Genomic DNA, 18953 nt, shown 5'->3' on the forward strand with positions numbered 1-18953 from the left:
TGGTAAATTCCCGTACGGGGGGCTTACCAACCTCCGGCGACGCCGCCGCACCGAGACCCCCAGGGGTCGTTTCGGCGATGGCTTCAGTGTTGCGAGAAGGGCAGTGTGGCAGACGAATCGAACGAGGCGAACGACGAAGGCCCACTCGTCGACGCTCTTATTACCCAGGCTCCCGCGGGCTGGCATCAGGCGGATGCGGTCTTCGCGGTCACCGCGACCTCCGAAGTCGGCCATGTCGTGTACTCCGTCGGTGCGCACACCGTATCGATGAGGCCGACTGATGGGATGTTCACGATTGTCCGGCGACAACGGTCCGTCGCGGCCCGATCGGGTGTGCGTCCCTGGTGGCGAATACTTGTGGTGCTGACCAGTTCCGGCGAGATCGACCTCCGCTATGACTACGGCGACTATCCGTTCCCGTCGGGGCAGCTGTTCGGCCCGCAGGTCTACCGCGCGGACCTGGACGCCCATCCGCGCGAGCGGGTGCCGATCTGGATGGCCGCGTATATCGGTCACGGCGGCCGGCAACTGCGTAGTCCACAACAAGCGGCAGCGCAGGCGCGCGCCGACCGGTCCAGTCAGGTATGGGCGACTCTGGCCATAGACGAGTTTCCGCCTTTTCCCGCGATGTGGGCGCGGTGGGCGACGATCGCCGCGGCCTTCGTGGCCGTCGGGTCGGACCAGGGTCCGCGGATGCTGCCGTGGACCGGCCTGTTCGAGAGCGATACGTTGAGCGGGGCGACGCTGCACGCGCTGCCGGCGGGACGGGCCGTCCTGTCGGGTGGGGTGTGGAACGCACCCAGCTTGGACGCGGTCTACACCGATGGTGCTCCGATGCCGAATCTCTACGCGGGCGCGCCCGATTGGGTGACCGATCAGGCGCTGAACGCTCGCGCCTCCTCCGGCCTGCTGTCGTTCTGCTACTGGTGGGAGTCGGGGCGGTGGTATCGCGGGCAGTCACCTTCGGGTGCGGACTGCGCCGCGGCGGTCCCAGGCATGTGGACCCGCGACACGGTGATCGCGATCGCCGCTGGTCTCGTCCCGGACCTAGGCGACGAGCCGCGCGCCGCGATCGCGTCGTTGGTGTCCGCGGCCGAGGCGGGCACGGTGACTCGCGCGACGCTGCTCGAGGTGTTCGGCGATACCGAGCGTTTCGATGTCGACGGCGCCCTCTACCAGTACTCGTCGGCTGGTTTGGTGCCACCGATCCCGGAACGGATGTCGGCGGCGGAGGCGATCTCCCGGGTCCGGGACTACGTCATCGGGTGGCGGCTGGACACTACGGGATATCCGCTGTCGCAGTTGGTCGCCGAACGGTTCAGCGTCGGTTGGATGGTGTTCGTGCCGGTGCCGGAGGGGCACATCGCGATCGGTCGGGCGATTTTCTACGTCGGTGACGACGGCGTGCTCGAACATTCGTCGTCCTCCATTGCGCCGGAGGTCTACCTGGCCGAGTTCGAGGATCGTTTCGCCGAACGGCACGGCTCGGTGCGCTGAGACGAAGCCTCCGAGTCCCATCTCGTCCGGCTCCGGAATAAGCCGAGGCACCGATGACTATCGCGCTGAGTTGTGCATGCTGGCGTGCCGCCCTTGCACAACTGCCCTGGGAGCGCAACGGTGTGAATATCAGTCTTACCCCCGCCGGGTTCGTCAGACGAACCGACGGACCGACGAAATCTTGGGAGGAAATATGGCGACCAGGTGGACGGAGCGAGACATACCAGATCAGCAGGGCCGAGTGGCGATTGTCACCGGAGCCAATAGCGGACTCGGGTTCGCCGCCGCTCGGGCACTCGCGGCGCACGGCGCATCGGTCGTGTTGGCGGTGCGCGATGTGGACAAGGGCAAACATGCCGCCGCCCGCATCGCCGATGCCGTCCCGGGCGCGGACACCACCGTCCAGCACCTCGATCTCACCTCGCTGGAATCCGTGCGCAATGCCGCCGAACAGCTCAGGGCCGCCTATTCGACGATCGATCTGTTGGTCAACAACGCCGGGGTGATGTACCCGCCGAGGCAGACCACCCGTGACGGGTTCGAGCTGCAATTCGGTACGAATCATCTGGGACACTTCGCGCTCACCGGGCTGTTGCTCGACAGAATGCTGTCGGTACCGGGCTCGCGGGTGGTCACGGTCAGCAGCGTCGGCCATCGAATCCGCGCGCGGATACATTTCGACGATCTGCAGGGCGAACGGTCCTACAACCGGGTCGAGGCATACGGCCAGTCCAAGCTGGCGAATCTGATGTTCACCTACGAGTTGCAGCGTCGCCTCTCCGGCACCGCCAGTACGATCGCCGTCGCCGCGCACCCAGGTGCCGCCAACACCGATTTGATGCGCTACACGCCGACCCCGCTGCGCGCGCTCGTGCCCGTTCTCGCGCCCATCGTCACGCAGAGCGCGGCGATGGGCGCCTTGCCGGTACTGCGCGCGGCCACTGGTCCCGACGTGCGCGGTGGTCAGTACTACGGACCGGGCGGATTCTTGGAGACCCGCGGGTACCCGAAAATTGTCGAATCGAGTCGACAATCGCATGACACGGCGATTCAGCAACGCCTGTGGACGGTCTCGGAGGATTTGACTGGAGTCACCTTTCCGGTCTGAGGGCGGGACCGGCCATCACGCTGTGCCATTTCGAACGGACCCGGGGTCTTTCTCCGACGTGCTGGCCGGTCTGCTGTCGACGTCCCGGTGGGGATTCGTCCGCAATACCGCCGAAGGTATCAGTTCAGCGTCCTCATGGTGTCCGTAGCCGGGCTACGGTGGCGTGGTTGCCGTCCGGGTCCAGCGCTATCGCCGCCGCCCACGCGTGCGCCGCGACGGCACGCTGATCGAACAGGGCGATCCAAGAGTCGGTGGACTTGCGTGTGTCGTTGATCCAGGTGGGGGTCGGCCCGAGTTCGGGTAGGTGGGTATAGGTCAGTGCGGTGTATGACCATGCGCGGGCATCGAAAATCGTTGCCGCGTACATTTCGTCGGCGCCAGCGCGTTCGTTCAGTCTGCCCGACCTCGCCGCCCTGATCGCGTCCTCGGGTACGCCATCGGTTCCGGCGAACATCTCGCCGACCGTCCGGTACGCCAACCCGAACCCCCATAGGCGGCCGGAGAGTCTCCGCATCAGCCATGCGGCCGAATCCAGGATCGGTGAGCGCTCGGCGTCAGGATCGAGGACTATCGCGGTATGAGCCGTCTCTTGTGCCATCAGGTTGTCCGCGCTGGCGAATCCCCAGAAGTGAACGGTGTCGATATTCGGGTCGGCCGTGTCGGCCTTGCGTTCGGCCATCATGGCCGTGAGTAGCGCGTCGATCGTGGCACGGGGCGGGTAGCGGATGGTGGGGCCGGTCCGCTCCGGTTGGCGCAACGTTGTCGGATTGTGCCGCGGTCGATTTCGTCGTTTGGACATTCTTCCTTCTTTCGGATAGGCGACCCGCATCAGGTCGCTGGTGCGTTAGGCGACCCCGCCGCGTCCGGCGGATCGGTAGGACGGGGGATCCGCGGTTCTGAGGAGTGGCACACCACAGCGGGGCCTACTCGCGTTATCGCGCAGTCATGTGCCACTCGTCGGGCGGCGGGTGCCGCCCGGGGGCAACAACGCGTCCCAGAATTGCGCCCGCACCGCATCCCACAGTCGGAAGTGGTGTGGGAACCATTCCCGCGCCTGAGCCAGATCAGGCAACGCGCGCTCGTCGAACGCGACAAGACCGCACCGCCCCAACGGAATCGGGACGATATCGCCGTTATCGCGTAGCCGGTAGGCGGGTGTGGGGTCGGCGTCGTCGCGCAAGAACAGGATTTCGATGCGATGACCCACCATTCGCCAACCGGTATGTATGTCTCCGATCGTGGTCCGATGCACCCGTTTCACCCCTGCCGCGGTTCCGGTGGCGTGGCCAACTCCGACAGCCGTTCGAGCACCTCATGCAGCGTCTCCGCGACCGGGCTCCGATCGGCGCGGCCGGGCTCTTCCACGGGCGGATAATGCGCGCTGCGCGCGGCGGCGCGCTCGTGCGGGCTCACCGCCTGCGGCGTGAGCCGCCCCGTAGACACCAGTGTGTGATACGCCGCCGCTTTCCAAGCACACCGTTCGACCCGGCAGTCCCGATGCATCCGCATCTGCTCATGCGCCAGCCGCACATCGGCGTGACCACAGACTTCGGTGGGTGTGCGCAGAGCGTCCCGATTCATCGCCCCGCCACCTCGGCGATGGTTGGTGCTGATGCGGTGGCCCGCGCCCACCTGCCCGGCGGGCACACTGTTTCCAGGTCGAAGTCCGCGCAGACCCGCGCCGGCTGGTCATCGACATGGGCCAGGTCGGAGACCACGATCGCGTCCACGTTCAGCCCGACCGCGATAGCCAGCACGAACCCGATCGGGTCGGCGTTGTCACGCGGGGGCGTGACGGTGTACACGTACCGATAGCCCAGTGAGCGGGCGTGACATCGGACGGCGACCGCGTGTCGCGGTGCATACGGCCCCGACACCTCACCCCGCACAAACCCCACCGCGTTCGGTTGGGTGCGGGGATCGGGTGAATTCGGTTCTGCCGATTGCGTTTGCGAACGTTCGGAGTTCTCATTCATGTCGTTGGTCATGCCCTTATGCTGCGGAGAGTGCTCATGAAGGCGGGCGGGAAATCGACGGCGTACCGCAATCCATGCATATGCCCTGCGAGTTTCCCGAGTTCGGCACACGAGAACTCTCGCCGTGGGAAAAAGCAGGGCACATCGTGAGAACAAGGGGAGGACACAGCGGAGTGGTGGGTACGAAGTCAGACCTCAGCAGGACGACGCTGCCGCGTCGCCAGTTGGGCCGGGCGCTACGCGACGCGCGGCAGGCCAGTGGTCACACCCTCGAACAGGTAGCCGAAGTTTTGGAGATCAGCCGGTCCACGCTCAGTCGGCTCGAACTCGGCCAGAACGAGAAGGTCAAGGTTCGGGATGTCGAATTCATCTGTCAGTTCTACGGGCTACCGGCGGACATGACAGAGTATCTCAAATCGCTTGTAACGCATTCAAATGCGAAGGTATGGTGGCAGCACTTCCGGAGTCTGATTCGACCGGGATTCAACACGTATCTGCAACTGGAAGCAGTAGCAACCGAATTGCACTTCTTTCAATCTCTGATCATACCGGGGCTGCTGCAAACCGCCGACTATGCACGAAACGTCGAAGTATATCTCCGTACAGATACAAGGGAAGAGATGGAGCGGCGCGTTGAGCTGCGATTGCAACGGGCGAGAATACTGACTCGCCGGCACAAGCCAGTGCGTGCCGAGTTTATACTGCATGAATCGGTGTTGCGTACCGTTGTCGGCTCCGATCGGGTCATGTCCTCAGTACTTCGCCATGTTGCCGATATGGGTACGCGAGAGAACGTCTCGGTCCGGATACTACCGTCCGCAGCGGGGTTCCCGACCGGAGGCGCGCAACCACCGCACATCATCATCGACTTCCCGCGCACCGAACCGTCCGTTGTCTACACCGAAAGTGCCACAGGGACAATAATCTTCGAGGAGAATGATGACGTGGAGCGTTATCGCGAGATCTACGAAACACTTCGAGGTGCTGCACTGGAGGAACGGCCTTCGAGAGATTTGCTCAGGAACATAGCAAGGAGATACGAATAGTGACCAGCGACCTATCCGGCGCGCAGTGGTTCAAGTCGGGCTGGAGTTCCGGTGGTGAGGCGTGTGTCGAAGTAGCGTGGCTCGCCGCCGGGCAGGTTGGAATCCGTGATTCGAAAAACCCGGCGGGTCCGGCACTGATCTTCACTTCGGGCGAGTGGGACGCCTTCACTGCGGGTGTGATGGACAACGAATTCCAATCGCCCGCGTGACCAGTCGAATTGCATCACGAGCAGGCGGTGATCCCGATTCCAACGCGCCACGACTGAGGTGGTCGTCTGCTAGTGTTTGCGCAACCTGAGTTTTCACGGGTCGAGAGGTGGGAATGGTCCGTCGAATCACGTTGGTACTGCTCGGCTTTCTACTTGCACTGAGCGTCGCAGGGTGTGGGGATACCACGAGCGGATCGCCCGCCACAGACACCGCCGCAGTCAAGGCGCTGTTCGACCCGTGCACGGGGATTCCTGATGATGCAGTGCGGGAGGCGGGCGCAGACCCGGTGACCAAGGAGCCCGGTATCGCCGGAGTGCATCAGTCGGGCTGGGAGATCTGTGGTTGGAAGGGACCCACGTATTTCATCACGGTGTACTCCACCGGTCGCACCGTGTCCGAGTTCGAGCGCAAGCCTGGGAACGTCGAGTTCAAGGATGTAACCGTCGCAGGCCGTCAAGGTAGGCAATTCAGGGTCGAGGGCGCATCGAAATATCTTGGGTGCGACGTCCTGTTCGCCGCATCCCAGGGTGTCCTGCAATTGGCTGTCACGAACCGACCTGGCCAGGACAGTCTCGAGGACCCGTGCACTGTCCTGTATCGCGTCGGTGAGCCAATCGTGCCCTTGCTTCCACGCTGATCAGGGAGGCGTCGGATGAGCGAGGACGATGCTGCGGTGTGGAGTCGGCTTGCCAGCCAGGCCCGTTCCGGAGAGTTGTATCTGGACGACGAGAATGCCGCGTATCACTGTGCGAAGGCCTGTGACCAGCGCATCGCGGACCTGGAAGACATACTCGCTGCGGCTCGCAGAACTCAGAACGTCTCCGGTTTCGGCGACTTCAAGATGGCCCAAGATCTGGAAAATAAGTTCCTGAAGCAGGCAACGGGCGACGACAACTCGATTGACAGGGTCATCCTCGAACACATCGAGACTGTGAAGGACATGCGGGAGGTCATGGCGATCTCCTTCAAGCGCATCACCGGTCAGGATGTCGAGAACGCGACTCGGATCGTGAATACCACCGATCAAGGGGGCTGATTATCGACACGTTCGGTGCGGGTTCGGCGGTGTCCGGCGCGACGGGCGGGATCACGGGCATTGAGGCCGGCGGGCCTGCGCTGGCGGATCTATTCACGGCAGCTGCGGAGAATATGCGGGAAAAGGGCATCGTGTCTAACGAACTCGAGAATCTTCGAAACAACCCATGCGTCCTACCGAAAATAGATGGCCGAGCTCTGTGTCCAATACATTCGAGGACTGCTATCGTTGCCGCAGCCCGAGTCGGGACGGAGAGGGTGGGGATGGGCCGTCGAATCGTGTTGATGCTGCTCGGTTTCCCGCTTGCGTCGGGTGCCGTTCGGTACAGGGCCGACGGTACGGAAGGGTCGCTCGCCACGAATACCACTTGCGCGAATACCACGTGGCCGGTGGGCTGATGGGTAACCCGTTCAGTGGTCTGGAAAAGATCGACCTCGGCTCGATTGTGCTCCGCAACATTACCGATTGGATTTCCGGTGCGGAGTTGCGGCCGGATGCCGATCCATACGATGTGCAGGACAGATACAACCAGCAGCGGGATGGCGTGCGTAGCCGGACCGCCGATATCGGATTCCAGGGCCAATTCCGGCCGCGAGAAGTGCTCGACATCGATGAGTTCGAGAGGCACGACGTCGCGGCGTTGCGCGGCAAGGTCGACCACATCGATCTGAATTCAGTCGGTGACCTGATAGCCAGCTGGAACAGCATCGCCGATCGTGCCCAGGCTTCACTCGACGTCTTCACAAAGGAAATGGCCCGCGGAACCGATGAGAGTGTGTGGCGCGGTGCGGCACGCGACGCGGCGGTGAACGGGGTTCGCGACTATGCCGCCCAGGGTGCGCAGGTCTCGAACGCGGCCCGATTGACCAGCGGCAAGCTGGCGGAATTGCGGACCGGGTTGGAGCCGACAAAACAACTGGTCCCCCATGCGCCGCAACATCAGAGCGGAGTGGACAACTTCCGTTCCTGGGTAGCCGGACGTGGCTGGCGCAATGACGATGTCGCCGAACATAATGCCAAGACCGAGGCGTTGCGGGTGCTGCGCACCGTGTACGCCCCGGTCGTGATGGAGTCCGATATCAATGTGCCGGTGATCCCCCGTCCGGCGCCGGCCACGAATCCGGGCGACAGCCACCCAGTCATCGATAATGGCGGCAACAACTCCGGTGGTACCGCTACTGGCGGCGGAAGATTCTCGGGCACATCATCATCCGGCTCGAACCCTTCCGACTCCGCCGAGGATTCGACCACTCCCACGAGCACGCGGGTCACGGACGATCGTGCCGGGACACCGCAGTCGACCACCGATTCCACGTCCACGACGCCGGCTTCGACCACACCCGCTTCGACCGCACCAGCCCCGAGCACCGTGCCCAGCACCACCGGCAGCCCGCTTCACGGCACGCCGGGCAGCATCGGAAGTCCCGCCAGCCCAACTGGTCCCGGCGCACCAGGCGTTTCGGTGCCACCCAGGGGTACACCGAACACCTCGACGGCGGCCCCGGCCGCGGCAACCGCTCCCGGCCGCGCAGGCATGGGCGGCGCGCCAGGCGGAATGGGGACCGGTGCGCGCAATGGCAAATCCGATGAGGAGTCCAGCAAGGGCATTCCGGAGTACCTGATCACTCAGGAACACGGCGATGAGCTCACCGGGCTGGCGGACATACCCAAGGCCGTGCCACCGGTCATCGGCGAATAGCCCGGCACAATAAGGAAACACCCATGACTGCTGAGCGGAGCTGGCGGTTCACCGCGCTCGAATTCCGGACTCTGTGGGAATCCACCGGCCGTGACGTGCTGCCCTATCCGTTGCGGCACCAGTACACGACAAAGTTCCGGTCGGAGAGTCTGCGGTTGCGGCAGGCGGCGGCGCGGTCACTGCGTCCGCATCTTGGCGACGATCTGCTGCGCGCGATCGAAGTGCTGCTGGCGCCGGAGGCTCGGGTGGAACTCGCCGGGTTCGTCGGTGCGTGCCGGGACCGCACACTGCGTGCACATGCCGGGGTGCACGACCTGCACGGAGTGGTGGCGGTGCAGGAACCGGGGCCGGACCACAAGCAGGGCGGTGATGTGGTGTTGACGCTGCTGCCGCCGGGCGAGGTGGCGCGCTCGGTGGTCGACGTGCTCCCCGCGTGCGCCGCGGGGCGGGGTAAACCGTTGCAGGCTTCGGTCGAGGAGTTGGAGCGGCCACGGCCACCGGTGCGCGACGCTTGGCGACCGACACCGCGGGAGGAGTTCGAACAGTTCTTCACCCGTGCGATGACCACGATCTCGCATGTCGGGGTGTACGCGATGGGCAGCGTAGACAATCGGCATATACACGGTCGCAAGGATTTCCAGGTCAACGACGTGGAAGATGACGGCCGCTACGTCACCTTCGGCACCCAGACGCTGACCATCAAACCCACCACAGCCGAGCGGATCATCGCCACCTTGCAGCAGCTGATCACCCGGACCGTCACCGAAGTGCGCGACGGTGTTCACCGACCGTACTGAGCCACGCGCGGACGGACCCGCCCAACGCGCAGTGAGCGATGGTTGTCGATGATAGGCAAAGGGTGGTCGATCGGCGTCGCGTGGCTGGCATTTCACTACGTTCGCTGAGCGAGGCGATGAGCGGGCCTGCGCTGGATGTTCGCTGCCGGTTGGTGTAGTGCGGTGGAGCGCGGAGCGATTGCCGTTGCTTTCCACTGGTGCGAGATCGGGAAGTGGCGAGGTGCCGTGTCTTCGGGATGTGCAGTACGGGTGGCGCTTTCACCTTTGGCTTCGATCGGTGTAAGGAATCTCTGGTGTCGTAACCCTCCAGGGCGCCGGAGCGACAGACAGGTATGCAGACGAACAGGATCACCGATGGCATCATCCGGCTGGCTGCGATCACCAGCATCGCGTGCACAGCGCTGATCGGTGGGGCGGGCGTCGCGGCGGCCGACGAATGGCCGCCCGAACCGACGCAGCCGAGCCCTACCGCTCCCTACGAGACCAAGAACTTCCTCACCCCAACCGACCTGGCGTATTGGAACCCGCTCGACACCAGGAGCAGACTCACCTCGCCATACGGCACGAGCACCCGCATCGTGTGCACCGGCTTCCATGGTGTCACCTACGGCTGCTGGCAGGCAGACCGCGACGGCAACCCGCACAAACTGATCGCGCTGCCGTTCAACTTCCCTGCGATCACCGGCTCCGCCCAACCGGGTGGCGGCGCGTCCCATTACATTTACCCCGGTCTCGGATGAAGGAACGAGGGGTCGTCACACTGTCGGCCCCTCACTCCATCCGGGCGATCGATGCGCGTGTGCCGCAAGGTGTTCGGGTGACGCTCGGGCAGTTGCCAAGTCCGCACGCCATGGCTTCGGGCGTCCTACCCACGATGGTGCGCAGCTACCGCGCGTCCGGGTATTCCGCGATCAAGGACTGGAGAAAGCACTGGGTAGCCGAGGCGGACCGCTCGGAGTCGCCATCGATCACCGCGTGCACCAATTCCGCGTGCTCGTCTGTATAGGAGTCGTCGGACTTCAAAGTCCGTGCGCGGATGACCTGTTCGATGATCGGTAGCAGTGAGTCGTAGAACTCGAGGTACACCGTGTTGTGGCTCGCGACGACGATCGCGCGGTGCAACTCGACATCCGCGGTGACCCCGGCGGCCGGGTCGTCTTCCCATTGTTTGTCGCGTTCGTCGAGCAGGCGGAGCAAATTCGCGATGTCGGTGTCGTCGCGGCGGCGCGCCGCTAGTGCGGCCGCGGTGGTATCCAAGGCCAACCGCAGCTCCAGCACATCGCGTTCCTCGGCGTCGGCGAAGTATTTCGCCAGGGTGCCGCCGAGGTCGGAGGCTGCGATCACGTAGGTTCCCGAGCCTTGCCGCCGCTCCAGCATGCCGGCGTGCACGAGGGCTTGGACGGCCTCGCGTACGGTGTTTCGGCCGGTCCCGGTGAGCTCGGTGAGTTCCGGTTCGGTGGGGATGCGGGAGCCGATCGGCCAACGACCGGAGCGAATTTCGGCACGCAGCTGTTCGGTGACCTGAGCGATGAGGCTGGTACGCCGGACGTGTTGCACACCGACAGAGTACCGCCCATCACAAACCGTTGCCCTCCATCATCCGGTCATCCTATGATTTCGCAGTGACTGCGACCCTCTCCGAAACTTCCGCCGGCCAGGAATCTGTCCTGGTCGAGCGCCGTCGACGCGCTTTGACGGAGGGTCGCCTGCTGGTCCTTACCGCCATTGTGATGTCCGCGCTCACCCTGCGGGTCGCCGTCACCGCGTTCAGCCCCCTTGCCGAGCAGATCGGCGCCGAGATCGGTTACGGCGCCGTCGTTGTCGGGGTGTTCGGCATGATCCCGACCGCGATGTTCGCGCTGTCCGGACTGCTCACCCCGATTCTGGCGCGCCGGCTCGGGTTGGAGCGGACCGCGCTGACCGCCATGCTGATGGCCGGCGCGGGCATGCTGATCCGGGTGTTGTTGTCGGGCACCGTGGGATTGCTCACCTTCTCCGCGCTCGCGCTCGCCGGGATGGGTATCGGCAACGTGGTTATTCCGCCGTTGGTCAAGCGGTACTTTCCCGATCGCCTCGCGGTGGTGAGTTCGCTGTACATCGTGATGGTCCAGATCGGCAGCATCGTGCCTGCGTTCGCCGCGATCCCGGTCGCCGACGCGTACGGCTGGCGAGTGTCGCTCGGAATGTGGGCGCTGGCCGGGTTCGCTGCGGCGCTGCCGTGGATCGCGATCCTGCTGGGCCGGCGCGGTCGCGACCGGATGGACACGACGGCCGTACCGGCGCCGACCCCGCGCGTCGGACGTGTCTGGCGTTCGCCGATCGCCTGGGGAATGGCCGGTATGTTCGGCATGACATCGTTGACCACTTATGCCATGTTCACCTGGCTGCCGAAGATCCTGCGCGAGGCGGGCGCGAGCGCCGGGTTCGGCGGCGCGATGGTCGGACTGTTCTCTGTGGTCGGTCTGGTCGCGGCGCTCACCGCGCCTACGGTGGTCGCTCGGTTCCGGAACCCGTATCTGGTCGTGGTGGTCTGCGCGGTGTTCTTCTACGCCGCGTTCGCGGGGCTGCTGATCGCCCCGATGGGCGCGCCGATCCTGTGGGTTGTGCTGCTCGGCCTCGGCCCGAGCACCTTCCCGATGGCGCTGACGCTGATCAACCTGCGCACTCGCACGCCAGGCGGGTCGGCCGCGCTGTCCGGGTTCACCCAGGGTGTCGGGTATGCGGTGGCCTGCGTCGGTCCGCTGCTGTTCGGCATGTTGCGCACGGCGACCGACGGATGGCTCGCCCCGTTCACGATGCTCGGCGTCGCGGTGCTCATTCTGCTCGCGGGCGCCTGGCAGGCGTGCAAGCCGCGCATGCTCGAAGATACCTGGTGAATCGGTGCTGGGCGGGCTTCGGCGCTGCGACCGCCTCACCCGGTGCGGTGCGCAGGCGTGAGCAACCTTTGATTTGACGGTCATTTCGCGCAGCATTTCGGCAATACCCGTTACCTACCGTTGGGCCAACCTAATTGTGGGAGGCCCTGATGAGCTCGCTGACGCGTCACCGCCCGGGAGCGCCGGAACGAACGAAGATCCGGCGGTCGCCGATCGAGCAGTGGGATGCCGAGGATGTCGTGGCCTGGGAAGCGGGCGGCAAGGACATCGCCAAGCGCAACCTGGTCTGGTCGGTCGTCGCCGAACACATGGGATTCTCGATCTGGTCGATTTGGTCGGTGATGGTGCTGTTCATGCCCACCGACCAGTTCGGTATCGACGCGGCGGGCAAGTTCTTCCTGGTCGCGATGCCGACGCTCGTCGGCGCGTTGCTTCGGATTCCCTACACCGTCGCGACCGCGCGGTTCGGCGGACGCAACTGGACAGTGTTCAGCGCGCTGCTGCTGCTGGTCCCGACCCTGCTCACGCTGTATTTCATCAACCAACCGGGTACCTCGTACGCCACGTTTCTCGTGGTCGCGGCGTTCGCGGGCTTCGGCGGCGGCAACTTCGCCTCGTCGATGACAAACATCAACGCCTTCTACCCGCAGCGGCTCAAGGGTTGGGCGCTCGGCCTGAACGCGGGCGGCGGCAATATCGGTGTTCCGGTGATCCAGCTGATCGGTCTGCTGGTCATCGCGATGCTCGGCAACGGGTACGCCTCGGTGGTCTGTGCGGTCTACTTGGTGCTGGTCGCGCTGGCCGGGCTCGGCGCGGCCCGGTACATGGACAACCTGCCCAATCAACATGCCGATCTGTCCGCTCTGGTCACCGCGCTGAAGGTGCCGCAGTCCTGGGCGATCGCGTTCCTTTATATCGGCACCTTCGGTTCGTTCATCGGCTACAGCTTCGCCTTCGGCCAGGTGCTACAGATCAGTTTCAAGGCCGGTGGTGACACTGTCGCGCAGGCCACCCTGCACGCCGCGCAGATCGCGTTCCTCGGTCCGTTGCTCGGTTCGCTGGCCAGGCCTTACGGCGGCAAATGGGCCGACCGGATCGGCGGTAGCCGGGTCACCCTGTTCGTGTTCGCCGCCATGACGGCGGCCGCGGTGCTGGTCGCGGTGGCCGCCGCGATGGCCGACCAGCACGGCGGTGTGGCGAGCGGAATCGTGCTGACCGCCCTCGTCGTCGGCTTCATCGCGTTGTTCGTGCTGTCGGGCATCGGCAACGGATCGGTCACCAAGATCATTCCGTCGGTCTTCGAAGCGAAGTCCCACAGCCTGGACGCCACTGCCGCGGCGCGGGCCGAGTGGTCGCGCAACACCTCCGGTGCGGTGATCGGCTTCGTCGGCGCCGTCGGCGCGCTCGGGGGTGTCGCGATCAACCTCGTGCTGCGCTCCTCGTACTCCTCGACAGCCTCGGCTACCACAGCGTTCTGGGTGTTCACGGCGTTCTATGTGGTGTGCGCCGTGGCGGTTTGGGCGGTATTCCTGCGCCGTCCCGGCGCCGGCGGCGTGTCCGCCGACCCCGGTGTCGTCGCGGCGGCCGAGACAGTGGCGCTCGCCGCCGATGCCGCCCGTTCCGGGCCGGGCGGCGCCCCGTCCGAGTCCGCCGTGTCGGTCCGCGCCTGACACCCGATCCAGTCCAGGAGGACCACCAGATGCAGCCCACAGTCGATCGCAAGACCGCGGTGGTGGTCGGCCATGGGATGGTCGGGCACCGGTTCGTCGAGGCGCTGCGCTCGCGCGACAGCGACGGCCGCTGGCAGGTCGTCATCCTCGGCGAGGAGCGGCTACCCGCTTATGACCGGGTCGGCCTCTCGTCCTACGTCGGCGCCTGGGACGCGAACTCACTCGCGCTGCCGGGCAACGAGTACGTCGGTGACGGCCTGATCGAACTGCGGCTCGGTGAGCGGGCCGAGACGATCGACCGTACGGCGCGCACGGTGACCACCTCGGCGGGGGACACCCTTGCCTACGACGCGCTGGTGCTCGCCACCGGCTCCTACCCGTTCGTGCCGCCGGTGCCCGGCCACGACCACCCGGCGTGCTTCGTCTACCGGACCATCGACGACTTGGACGGCATCCGCGCGGCCGCCGAAGCGGCGGGCCCCGGCGCGGCCGGCGTGGTGGTCGGCGGCGGCCTGCTCGGTCTGGAGGCGGCGAACGCGCTGCGGCTGCTCGGGCTCACCCCGCACGTGGTCGAGTTCAACGCCAGGTTGATGCCTGCCCAGGTGGATGCGGGAGGCGGCGCGATCCTGGAGCGGCTGGTCGCCGATCTCGGCCTGCGAGTGCGCACCGGCGTCGGTACCTCGTCGATCGAAACGGGTGATCAGGGTGTGCGGGTCACGCTGTCGGACGGATCGGTCATCGAGGCCGGGCTGGTGGTGTTCTCCGCCGGCGTCCGCCCGCGCGACCAGATCGCCCACGACGCGGGCCTCGAGGTCGGACCGCGCGGTGGCATCGTCACCGACCTCGGGATGCGGACCAGCGACCCGAACATCTGGGCCATCGGGGAGTGCGCCGCCGTGCAGGGCGTGTGCTACGGGCTGGTCGCGCCCGGTTACAGCACCGCCGAGGTCGTCGCGGACCGACTACTCGGCGGCGCGGGCGAATTCCCCGGCGCGGACCTGTCGACCAAGCTCAAACTGCTCGGCGTGGACGTGGCCAGTTTCGGTGATGCGCACGGCAGCACCGACGGCGCGCTGTCGGTCGTGCTGCACGACGCGGCCAAGGGCACCTACGCGAAGCTTGTCGTCTCCGATGACGCGAAGATCCTGCTCGGCGGCATCCTGGTCGGCGATGCCACCGCCTACGCGGCGCTGCGCCCACTGGTCGGCCGTCCGCTGCCCGCGGAACCCGCCGCGCTGATCTCGCCCGCGGGCCGGGAGCTCGGCGCGGACGCGCTGCCGGACGACGCGCAGATCTGCTCCTGCAACAACGTGACGAAGGGCGCGATCCGCGGTGCGATCGCCGACGGCGCCTGCGACATCCCCGGCATCAAGACGTGCACCGCCGCCGGGACCTCGTGCGGCGGTTGCGTTCCCATGCTCGCGAAGTTGCTCGAGCAGTCCGGTGTGCAGCTGTCCAAAGCACTATGCGAGCACTTCGAGCAGTCCCGCGCCGAGCTGTTCCAGATCGTCCAGGTGACCGGCATCCGTACCTTCTCCGGCCTGATCACCAAGTACGGTAAGGGCACCGGTTGCGATATCTGCAAGCCGACCGTCGCCTCCATTCTCGCCTCCACCTCGAGCGAGCACATCCTCGACGGCGAGCAGGCCGCCCTGCAGGACACCAACGACCACTTCCTGGCCAACTTGCAGAAGAACGGCACCTACTCGGTGGTGCCGCGGATGCCGGGGGGCGAAGTCACCGCCGAGCAGTTGATCACCATCGGCGAGGTGGCCAAAGAATTCGGCCTGTATGTGAAGGTGACCGGCGGCCAGCGCATCGACCTGTTCGGCGCCCGCGTCGAACAACTCCCGGTGATCTGGCGGCGACTGGTCGACGCGGGCATGGAATCCGGTCACGCGTACGGCAAGTCGTTGCGCACCGTGAAGAGCTGCGTCGGTTCTGCCTGGTGCCGTTACGGCCAGCAGGATTCGGTCGGCATGGCCGTGCTGCTGGAGAAGCGCTACCGAGGTCTGCGCTCGCCGCACAAGTTGAAACTGGCCGTCTCCGGCTGCGCCCGCGAATGCGCCGAGGCCCGCGGCAAGGACGTCGGTGTGATCGCCACCGAGAACGGCTGGAACCTGTATGTCGGTGGCAACGGCGGCCTCACTCCCCAACATGGCGTGCTGCTCGCGGGCGATCTCGATGACGAGACCCTGATCAAGTACATCGACCGCTATCTGATGTTCTACATCCGCACCGCCGATCGGCTGCAGCGCACCGCGCCGTGGCAAGCGGCGCTGGAGGGCGGCCTGACTCAGCTTCGACGGGTGATCTGCGAGGACGGCCTCAGCATCGCCGACGATCTGGAGGCGGCGATGGCCCAGCATGTCGCCGGCTACCGCGACGAGTGGGCCGCGGTGCTGGACGACGACGAGAAGCTGTCTCGCTTCGTCTCGTTCGTCAACGCCCCTGAGGAAGCCGATCCGACGATTTCCTTCGACGAAACCGGCGAGCGGAAGGTGCCCGTCCTGCTCGGACTGCCGGAAATACCGGTTGCCACGCAGGGGCAATGATCGCTTAACCGCACAGAAACAGAACGCCGGTACGAATGGTCAAGGCGTTTGGAGGATGACACCGATGACTGTGATCGATACTCCCGGCATCGCCGCAGCTACCGCCACGGGGTGGACGCAGGCATGTCGGCTCGACTACCTGATTCCCGGCCGCGGCGTCGCGGTGTTGTTGAAAGGTGGCCGACAGGCCGCTCTGTTCCTATTAGCCGACGGCATGCTCTACGCCGTTGGCAATATCGACCCGATCGGCCGGGCCGCGGTCATCTCGCGCGGGATCGTCGGCGATCGCGGCGGCGTGCCCGTCGTCGCGTCACCTTTGCTGAAGCAGGCCTTCTCGCTGGTCGACGGGCGCTGCCTGGACGACGAATCGGCGATGCTGCCGGTGTACGCGGTGCGCGTGGGTGACGGCATCGTCTCGGTCTCCAACGAACCGGTGATCCCCGGGCTCGGCTCGGAGGAATGACAGCATGACCACCCTCGCGGCGGATGCCTGTCTGGCCGGGTTCACCATCGGCATCACGGCGTCCAGACGGGCCGAAGAGTTCGCCACGCTGCTGCGGCGACGGGGCGCGGAGATCGTGTTCGCACCGGCCATCCGGATCATTCCGCTCGCCGACGACACCGAACTGGAGCGGGTCACCCGGCTGCTGGTCGCCGAACCGCCCCAGATCACCGTGGCCACCACCGGCATCGGCTTCCGCGGGTGGATGGAGGCGGCTGAAGGCTGGGGATTGGCCGACGATCTGCGGAACACCCTCGGCGCCACTCGGATGCTCGCGCGCGGTCCGAAGGCCAAAGGCGCGATCCGCGCCGCGGAACTGCGTGAGGAATGGTCGCCCGGCTCCGAGTCTTCCGCCGAAGTGCTCGACCATCTGCTCGCCGAAGGTGTGTCGGGTGTGCGGATCGCGGTGCAGTTGCATGGCGCGACCACCGAGTGGGAACCGGTTCCCGACTTCTGCGAGGTATTGCGGTGCGCCGGCGCGGATGTCGTCCCGGTTCCGGTGTACCGATGGGTTCCCCCGGACGACCAGGGCCCGTTGGATCAGCTGATCGAGGCCGTCGTCACCTCCGGTCTGGACTGCGTCACCTTCACCAGCGCGCCCGCCGTCGCGTCGATGTTGATGCGCGCCAACGGAACCGGCCTGCTCGAACGACTGGTGTACGCACTGCGCGGTCGGGTGCTCGCGGCGTGCGTCGGCCCGATCACGGCGGCGCCGCTGGAAGAACTCGGGGTGCCCACCTCGATGCCGGGCCGGGCGCGGCTCGGCGCGCTGGCCCGCCACGTCGCCGAGGAACTGCCACGGCGCGCCAACCGGATTCACGCCGCCGGGCATCACATCAGCGTGCGCGGCGCCGGTGTGGTGGTCGACGGCCAGGTGCGCCAGCTGGCGCCGGCGCCGATGGCCTTGATGCGTGCGCTGGCCGGGCAGCCCGGTCGGGTCGTCTCCCGCGAGGACCTACTTGCCGCGCTGCCCGGCGGCGGTGAGGACACCCACGCGGTAGAAACCGCCATCGCTCGCCTGCGTGCCGGGCTCGGGACACCCAAAGTGATTCAGACCGTGGTCAAACGTGGATATCGGCTCGCGCTGGACCCAGCGGAATACGCCGACGACAATCCACCCCATCAGATGGCCGGAGGCCAGCGGGCGCCCGGAGTCGACCTTCCGCCCCGGGGCCCGCAGTATGTCCAGCCTGCGGGCAACTGGTGACCGCGCCAGCCTTGGTGCTGGTGGCGCACGGGACTCGCAGCAGCAAGGGCGTGCAGATGATCGCGGCGCTCGCCGAGGCCGTGTCGAAGGAACTCGGCGCCGGGATTTCTGGGCGTGGCACCACGCCGACACCTAGAGTGCGTACGGCCTTCGTCGACGTGCTGGGTCCTTCGCCCGCCGAAGTGCTGCGCGGTCTGGTGACGCCGTCCGGGAAATTCGAGTCCGCCGTGGTGGTTCCGGCGTTCCTGGCCTCGGGATATCACGTCTACCAGGACGTGCCGCGCGAGGTGGCCGACAGTGCCCATCCGGCGGTGGTGGTCACCGCCGCGATGGGGCCCGATCGCGCGTTGGCGCGGATCATGGCCGTGCGCCTGCGTGCCGCGGGTTGGGGGCCGGGTGATGCGGTGGTCTTCGCCGCGGCGGGCTCGTCGGACGCCCGCGCCCGCGCGGATATTCGGCGTGCGGCCGCGCTGCTGGCCGAATATCTCGGTGCTCCGGTCCGCATCGGTTATGTCGCGACCGGCGCGCCACGGATACCGGAGGTGGTCGCCGAGCTACGTGCCACCGGCGCGCGGCGGGTGCTCATCGCCTCGTACCTGCTGGCGCACGGACTGTTCCACCAGCGTTTGTCCGAGGCGGGCGCGGACGGCGTCGCCGAACCCATCGGGGTTCATCCGGCAGCGGTCCGGCTGCTCGCCGACCGATACCGGACCGCTGCGCGCGAGATGGTCCGGGTGCGGGCGCGCTGAGTATTCGACAGTTCCGCTGGGGAAT

The 18953-nt window shown here is 66.1% G+C and carries 20 protein-coding genes; 15 read left to right on the forward strand and 5 right to left on the reverse strand.

What is annotated here, in order from left to right:
• Nucleotides 1-105 precede the first annotated feature (105 nt).
• The gene (locus AB0C34_RS00825) at nt 106-1497 is read left to right on the forward strand and encodes a hypothetical protein (RefSeq protein ID WP_357065948.1); all 1392 of its coding nucleotides are present in this window, start codon (nt 106-108) and stop codon (nt 1495-1497) included.
• A 193-nt stretch (nt 1498-1690) separates the two neighbouring features.
• Nucleotides 1691-2605, forward strand: coding sequence for an SDR family NAD(P)-dependent oxidoreductase (locus AB0C34_RS00830; RefSeq protein ID WP_357065951.1), 915 nt, complete (start codon nt 1691-1693; stop codon nt 2603-2605).
• Between the two features lie 133 nt (nt 2606-2738).
• On the opposite strand, the gene AB0C34_RS00835 is transcribed toward AB0C34_RS00830, so the two are convergent.
• The 4 genes from AB0C34_RS00835 to AB0C34_RS00850 form a co-directional block, all read right to left on the reverse strand.
• Nucleotides 2739-3404, reverse strand: a complete 666-nt coding sequence (locus AB0C34_RS00835; protein ID WP_357065954.1) for a hypothetical protein — start codon at nt 3402-3404, stop codon at nt 2739-2741.
• Between the two features lie 144 nt (nt 3405-3548).
• Nucleotides 3549-3815, reverse strand: coding sequence for a hypothetical protein (locus AB0C34_RS00840; protein ID WP_357065957.1), 267 nt, complete (start codon nt 3813-3815; stop codon nt 3549-3551).
• A gap of 47 nt (nt 3816-3862) precedes the next feature.
• Entirely contained in the window at nt 3863-4186 is a 324-nt protein-coding gene (locus AB0C34_RS00845; RefSeq protein WP_357065959.1) for a hypothetical protein, read from the reverse strand.
• On the reverse strand, nt 4183-4593 hold the full coding sequence (locus AB0C34_RS00850; RefSeq protein ID WP_357065962.1) for a hypothetical protein: 411 nt from the start codon (nt 4591-4593) through the stop codon (nt 4183-4185). The genes AB0C34_RS00845 and AB0C34_RS00850 overlap by 4 nt, the downstream gene beginning before the upstream one ends.
• A gap of 161 nt (nt 4594-4754) precedes the next feature.
• Between AB0C34_RS00850 and AB0C34_RS00855 the strand changes: the two genes are divergently transcribed.
• The 7 genes from AB0C34_RS00855 to AB0C34_RS00885 all read left to right on the forward strand — a co-directional run bounded on the left by AB0C34_RS00855 (nt 4755) and on the right by AB0C34_RS00885 (nt 10109).
• A complete protein-coding gene (locus AB0C34_RS00855) occupies nt 4755-5627 on the forward strand; it encodes a helix-turn-helix transcriptional regulator (protein WP_357065964.1) in 873 nt (290 codons plus the stop codon).
• On the forward strand, nt 5627-5836 hold the full coding sequence (locus tag AB0C34_RS00860) for a DUF397 domain-containing protein (protein ID WP_357065967.1): 210 nt from the start codon (nt 5627-5629) through the stop codon (nt 5834-5836). Before AB0C34_RS00855 ends, AB0C34_RS00860 begins: the two co-directional genes overlap by 1 nt.
• Nucleotides 5837-5949: 113 nt before the next feature.
• The gene (locus AB0C34_RS00865; RefSeq protein ID WP_357065969.1) at nt 5950-6474 is read left to right on the forward strand and encodes a DUF3558 domain-containing protein; all 525 of its coding nucleotides are present in this window, start codon (nt 5950-5952) and stop codon (nt 6472-6474) included.
• Nucleotides 6475-6489: 15 nt separating this feature from the next.
• On the forward strand, nt 6490-6873 hold the full coding sequence (locus tag AB0C34_RS00870; RefSeq protein WP_357065972.1) for a hypothetical protein: 384 nt from the start codon (nt 6490-6492) through the stop codon (nt 6871-6873).
• A gap of 367 nt (nt 6874-7240) precedes the next feature.
• Nucleotides 7241-8572: a hypothetical protein gene (locus AB0C34_RS00875; RefSeq protein WP_357065974.1), complete on the forward strand. Its 1332-nt coding sequence runs from the start codon at nt 7241-7243 to the stop codon at nt 8570-8572.
• Between the two features lie 23 nt (nt 8573-8595).
• Nucleotides 8596-9369, forward strand: coding sequence for an ESX secretion-associated protein EspG (locus AB0C34_RS00880; RefSeq protein WP_357065976.1), 774 nt, complete (start codon nt 8596-8598; stop codon nt 9367-9369).
• A 332-nt stretch (nt 9370-9701) separates the two neighbouring features.
• Nucleotides 9702-10109 (forward strand): hypothetical protein, encoded by a 408-nt coding sequence (locus AB0C34_RS00885; RefSeq protein WP_357065979.1) that lies wholly within the window; start codon nt 9702-9704, stop codon nt 10107-10109.
• 145 nt (nt 10110-10254) lie between these two features.
• Here the strand turns inward: AB0C34_RS00885 and AB0C34_RS00890 are convergent, their stop codons facing one another.
• The gene (locus AB0C34_RS00890; protein WP_357065982.1) at nt 10255-10926 is read right to left on the reverse strand and encodes an FCD domain-containing protein; all 672 of its coding nucleotides are present in this window, start codon (nt 10924-10926) and stop codon (nt 10255-10257) included.
• 65 nt (nt 10927-10991) lie between these two features.
• On the opposite strand from AB0C34_RS00890, the gene AB0C34_RS00895 reads away from it, so the two are divergent.
• From AB0C34_RS00895 to AB0C34_RS00920, 6 genes are all read left to right on the forward strand, one after another.
• On the forward strand, nt 10992-12245 hold the full coding sequence (locus AB0C34_RS00895; protein ID WP_357065985.1) for an MFS transporter: 1254 nt from the start codon (nt 10992-10994) through the stop codon (nt 12243-12245).
• Between the two features lie 149 nt (nt 12246-12394).
• On the forward strand, nt 12395-13915 hold the full coding sequence (locus AB0C34_RS00900) for a nitrate/nitrite transporter (protein WP_357065988.1): 1521 nt from the start codon (nt 12395-12397) through the stop codon (nt 13913-13915).
• Nucleotides 13916-13944: 29 nt separating this feature from the next.
• The gene (nirB, locus tag AB0C34_RS00905) at nt 13945-16470 is read left to right on the forward strand and encodes a nitrite reductase large subunit NirB (RefSeq protein WP_357065990.1); all 2526 of its coding nucleotides are present in this window, start codon (nt 13945-13947) and stop codon (nt 16468-16470) included.
• Nucleotides 16471-16534: 64 nt separating this feature from the next.
• A complete protein-coding gene (nirD, locus tag AB0C34_RS00910) occupies nt 16535-16933 on the forward strand; it encodes a nitrite reductase small subunit NirD (RefSeq protein ID WP_357065993.1) in 399 nt (132 codons plus the stop codon).
• Nucleotides 16934-16937: 4 nt separating this feature from the next.
• Nucleotides 16938-18179: a uroporphyrinogen-III synthase gene (locus AB0C34_RS00915; protein WP_357065996.1), complete on the forward strand. Its 1242-nt coding sequence runs from the start codon at nt 16938-16940 to the stop codon at nt 18177-18179.
• Complete coding sequence (locus AB0C34_RS00920; protein ID WP_357065999.1) at nt 18176-18928, forward strand: sirohydrochlorin chelatase; 753 nt, start codon at nt 18176-18178, stop codon at nt 18926-18928. Before AB0C34_RS00915 ends, AB0C34_RS00920 begins: the two co-directional genes overlap by 4 nt.
• Nucleotides 18929-18953 lie beyond the last annotated feature (25 nt).

It is taken from the genome of Nocardia sp. NPDC049220, from assembly GCF_040647855.1.
Classification (GTDB): domain Bacteria; phylum Actinomycetota; class Actinomycetes; order Mycobacteriales; family Mycobacteriaceae; genus Nocardia.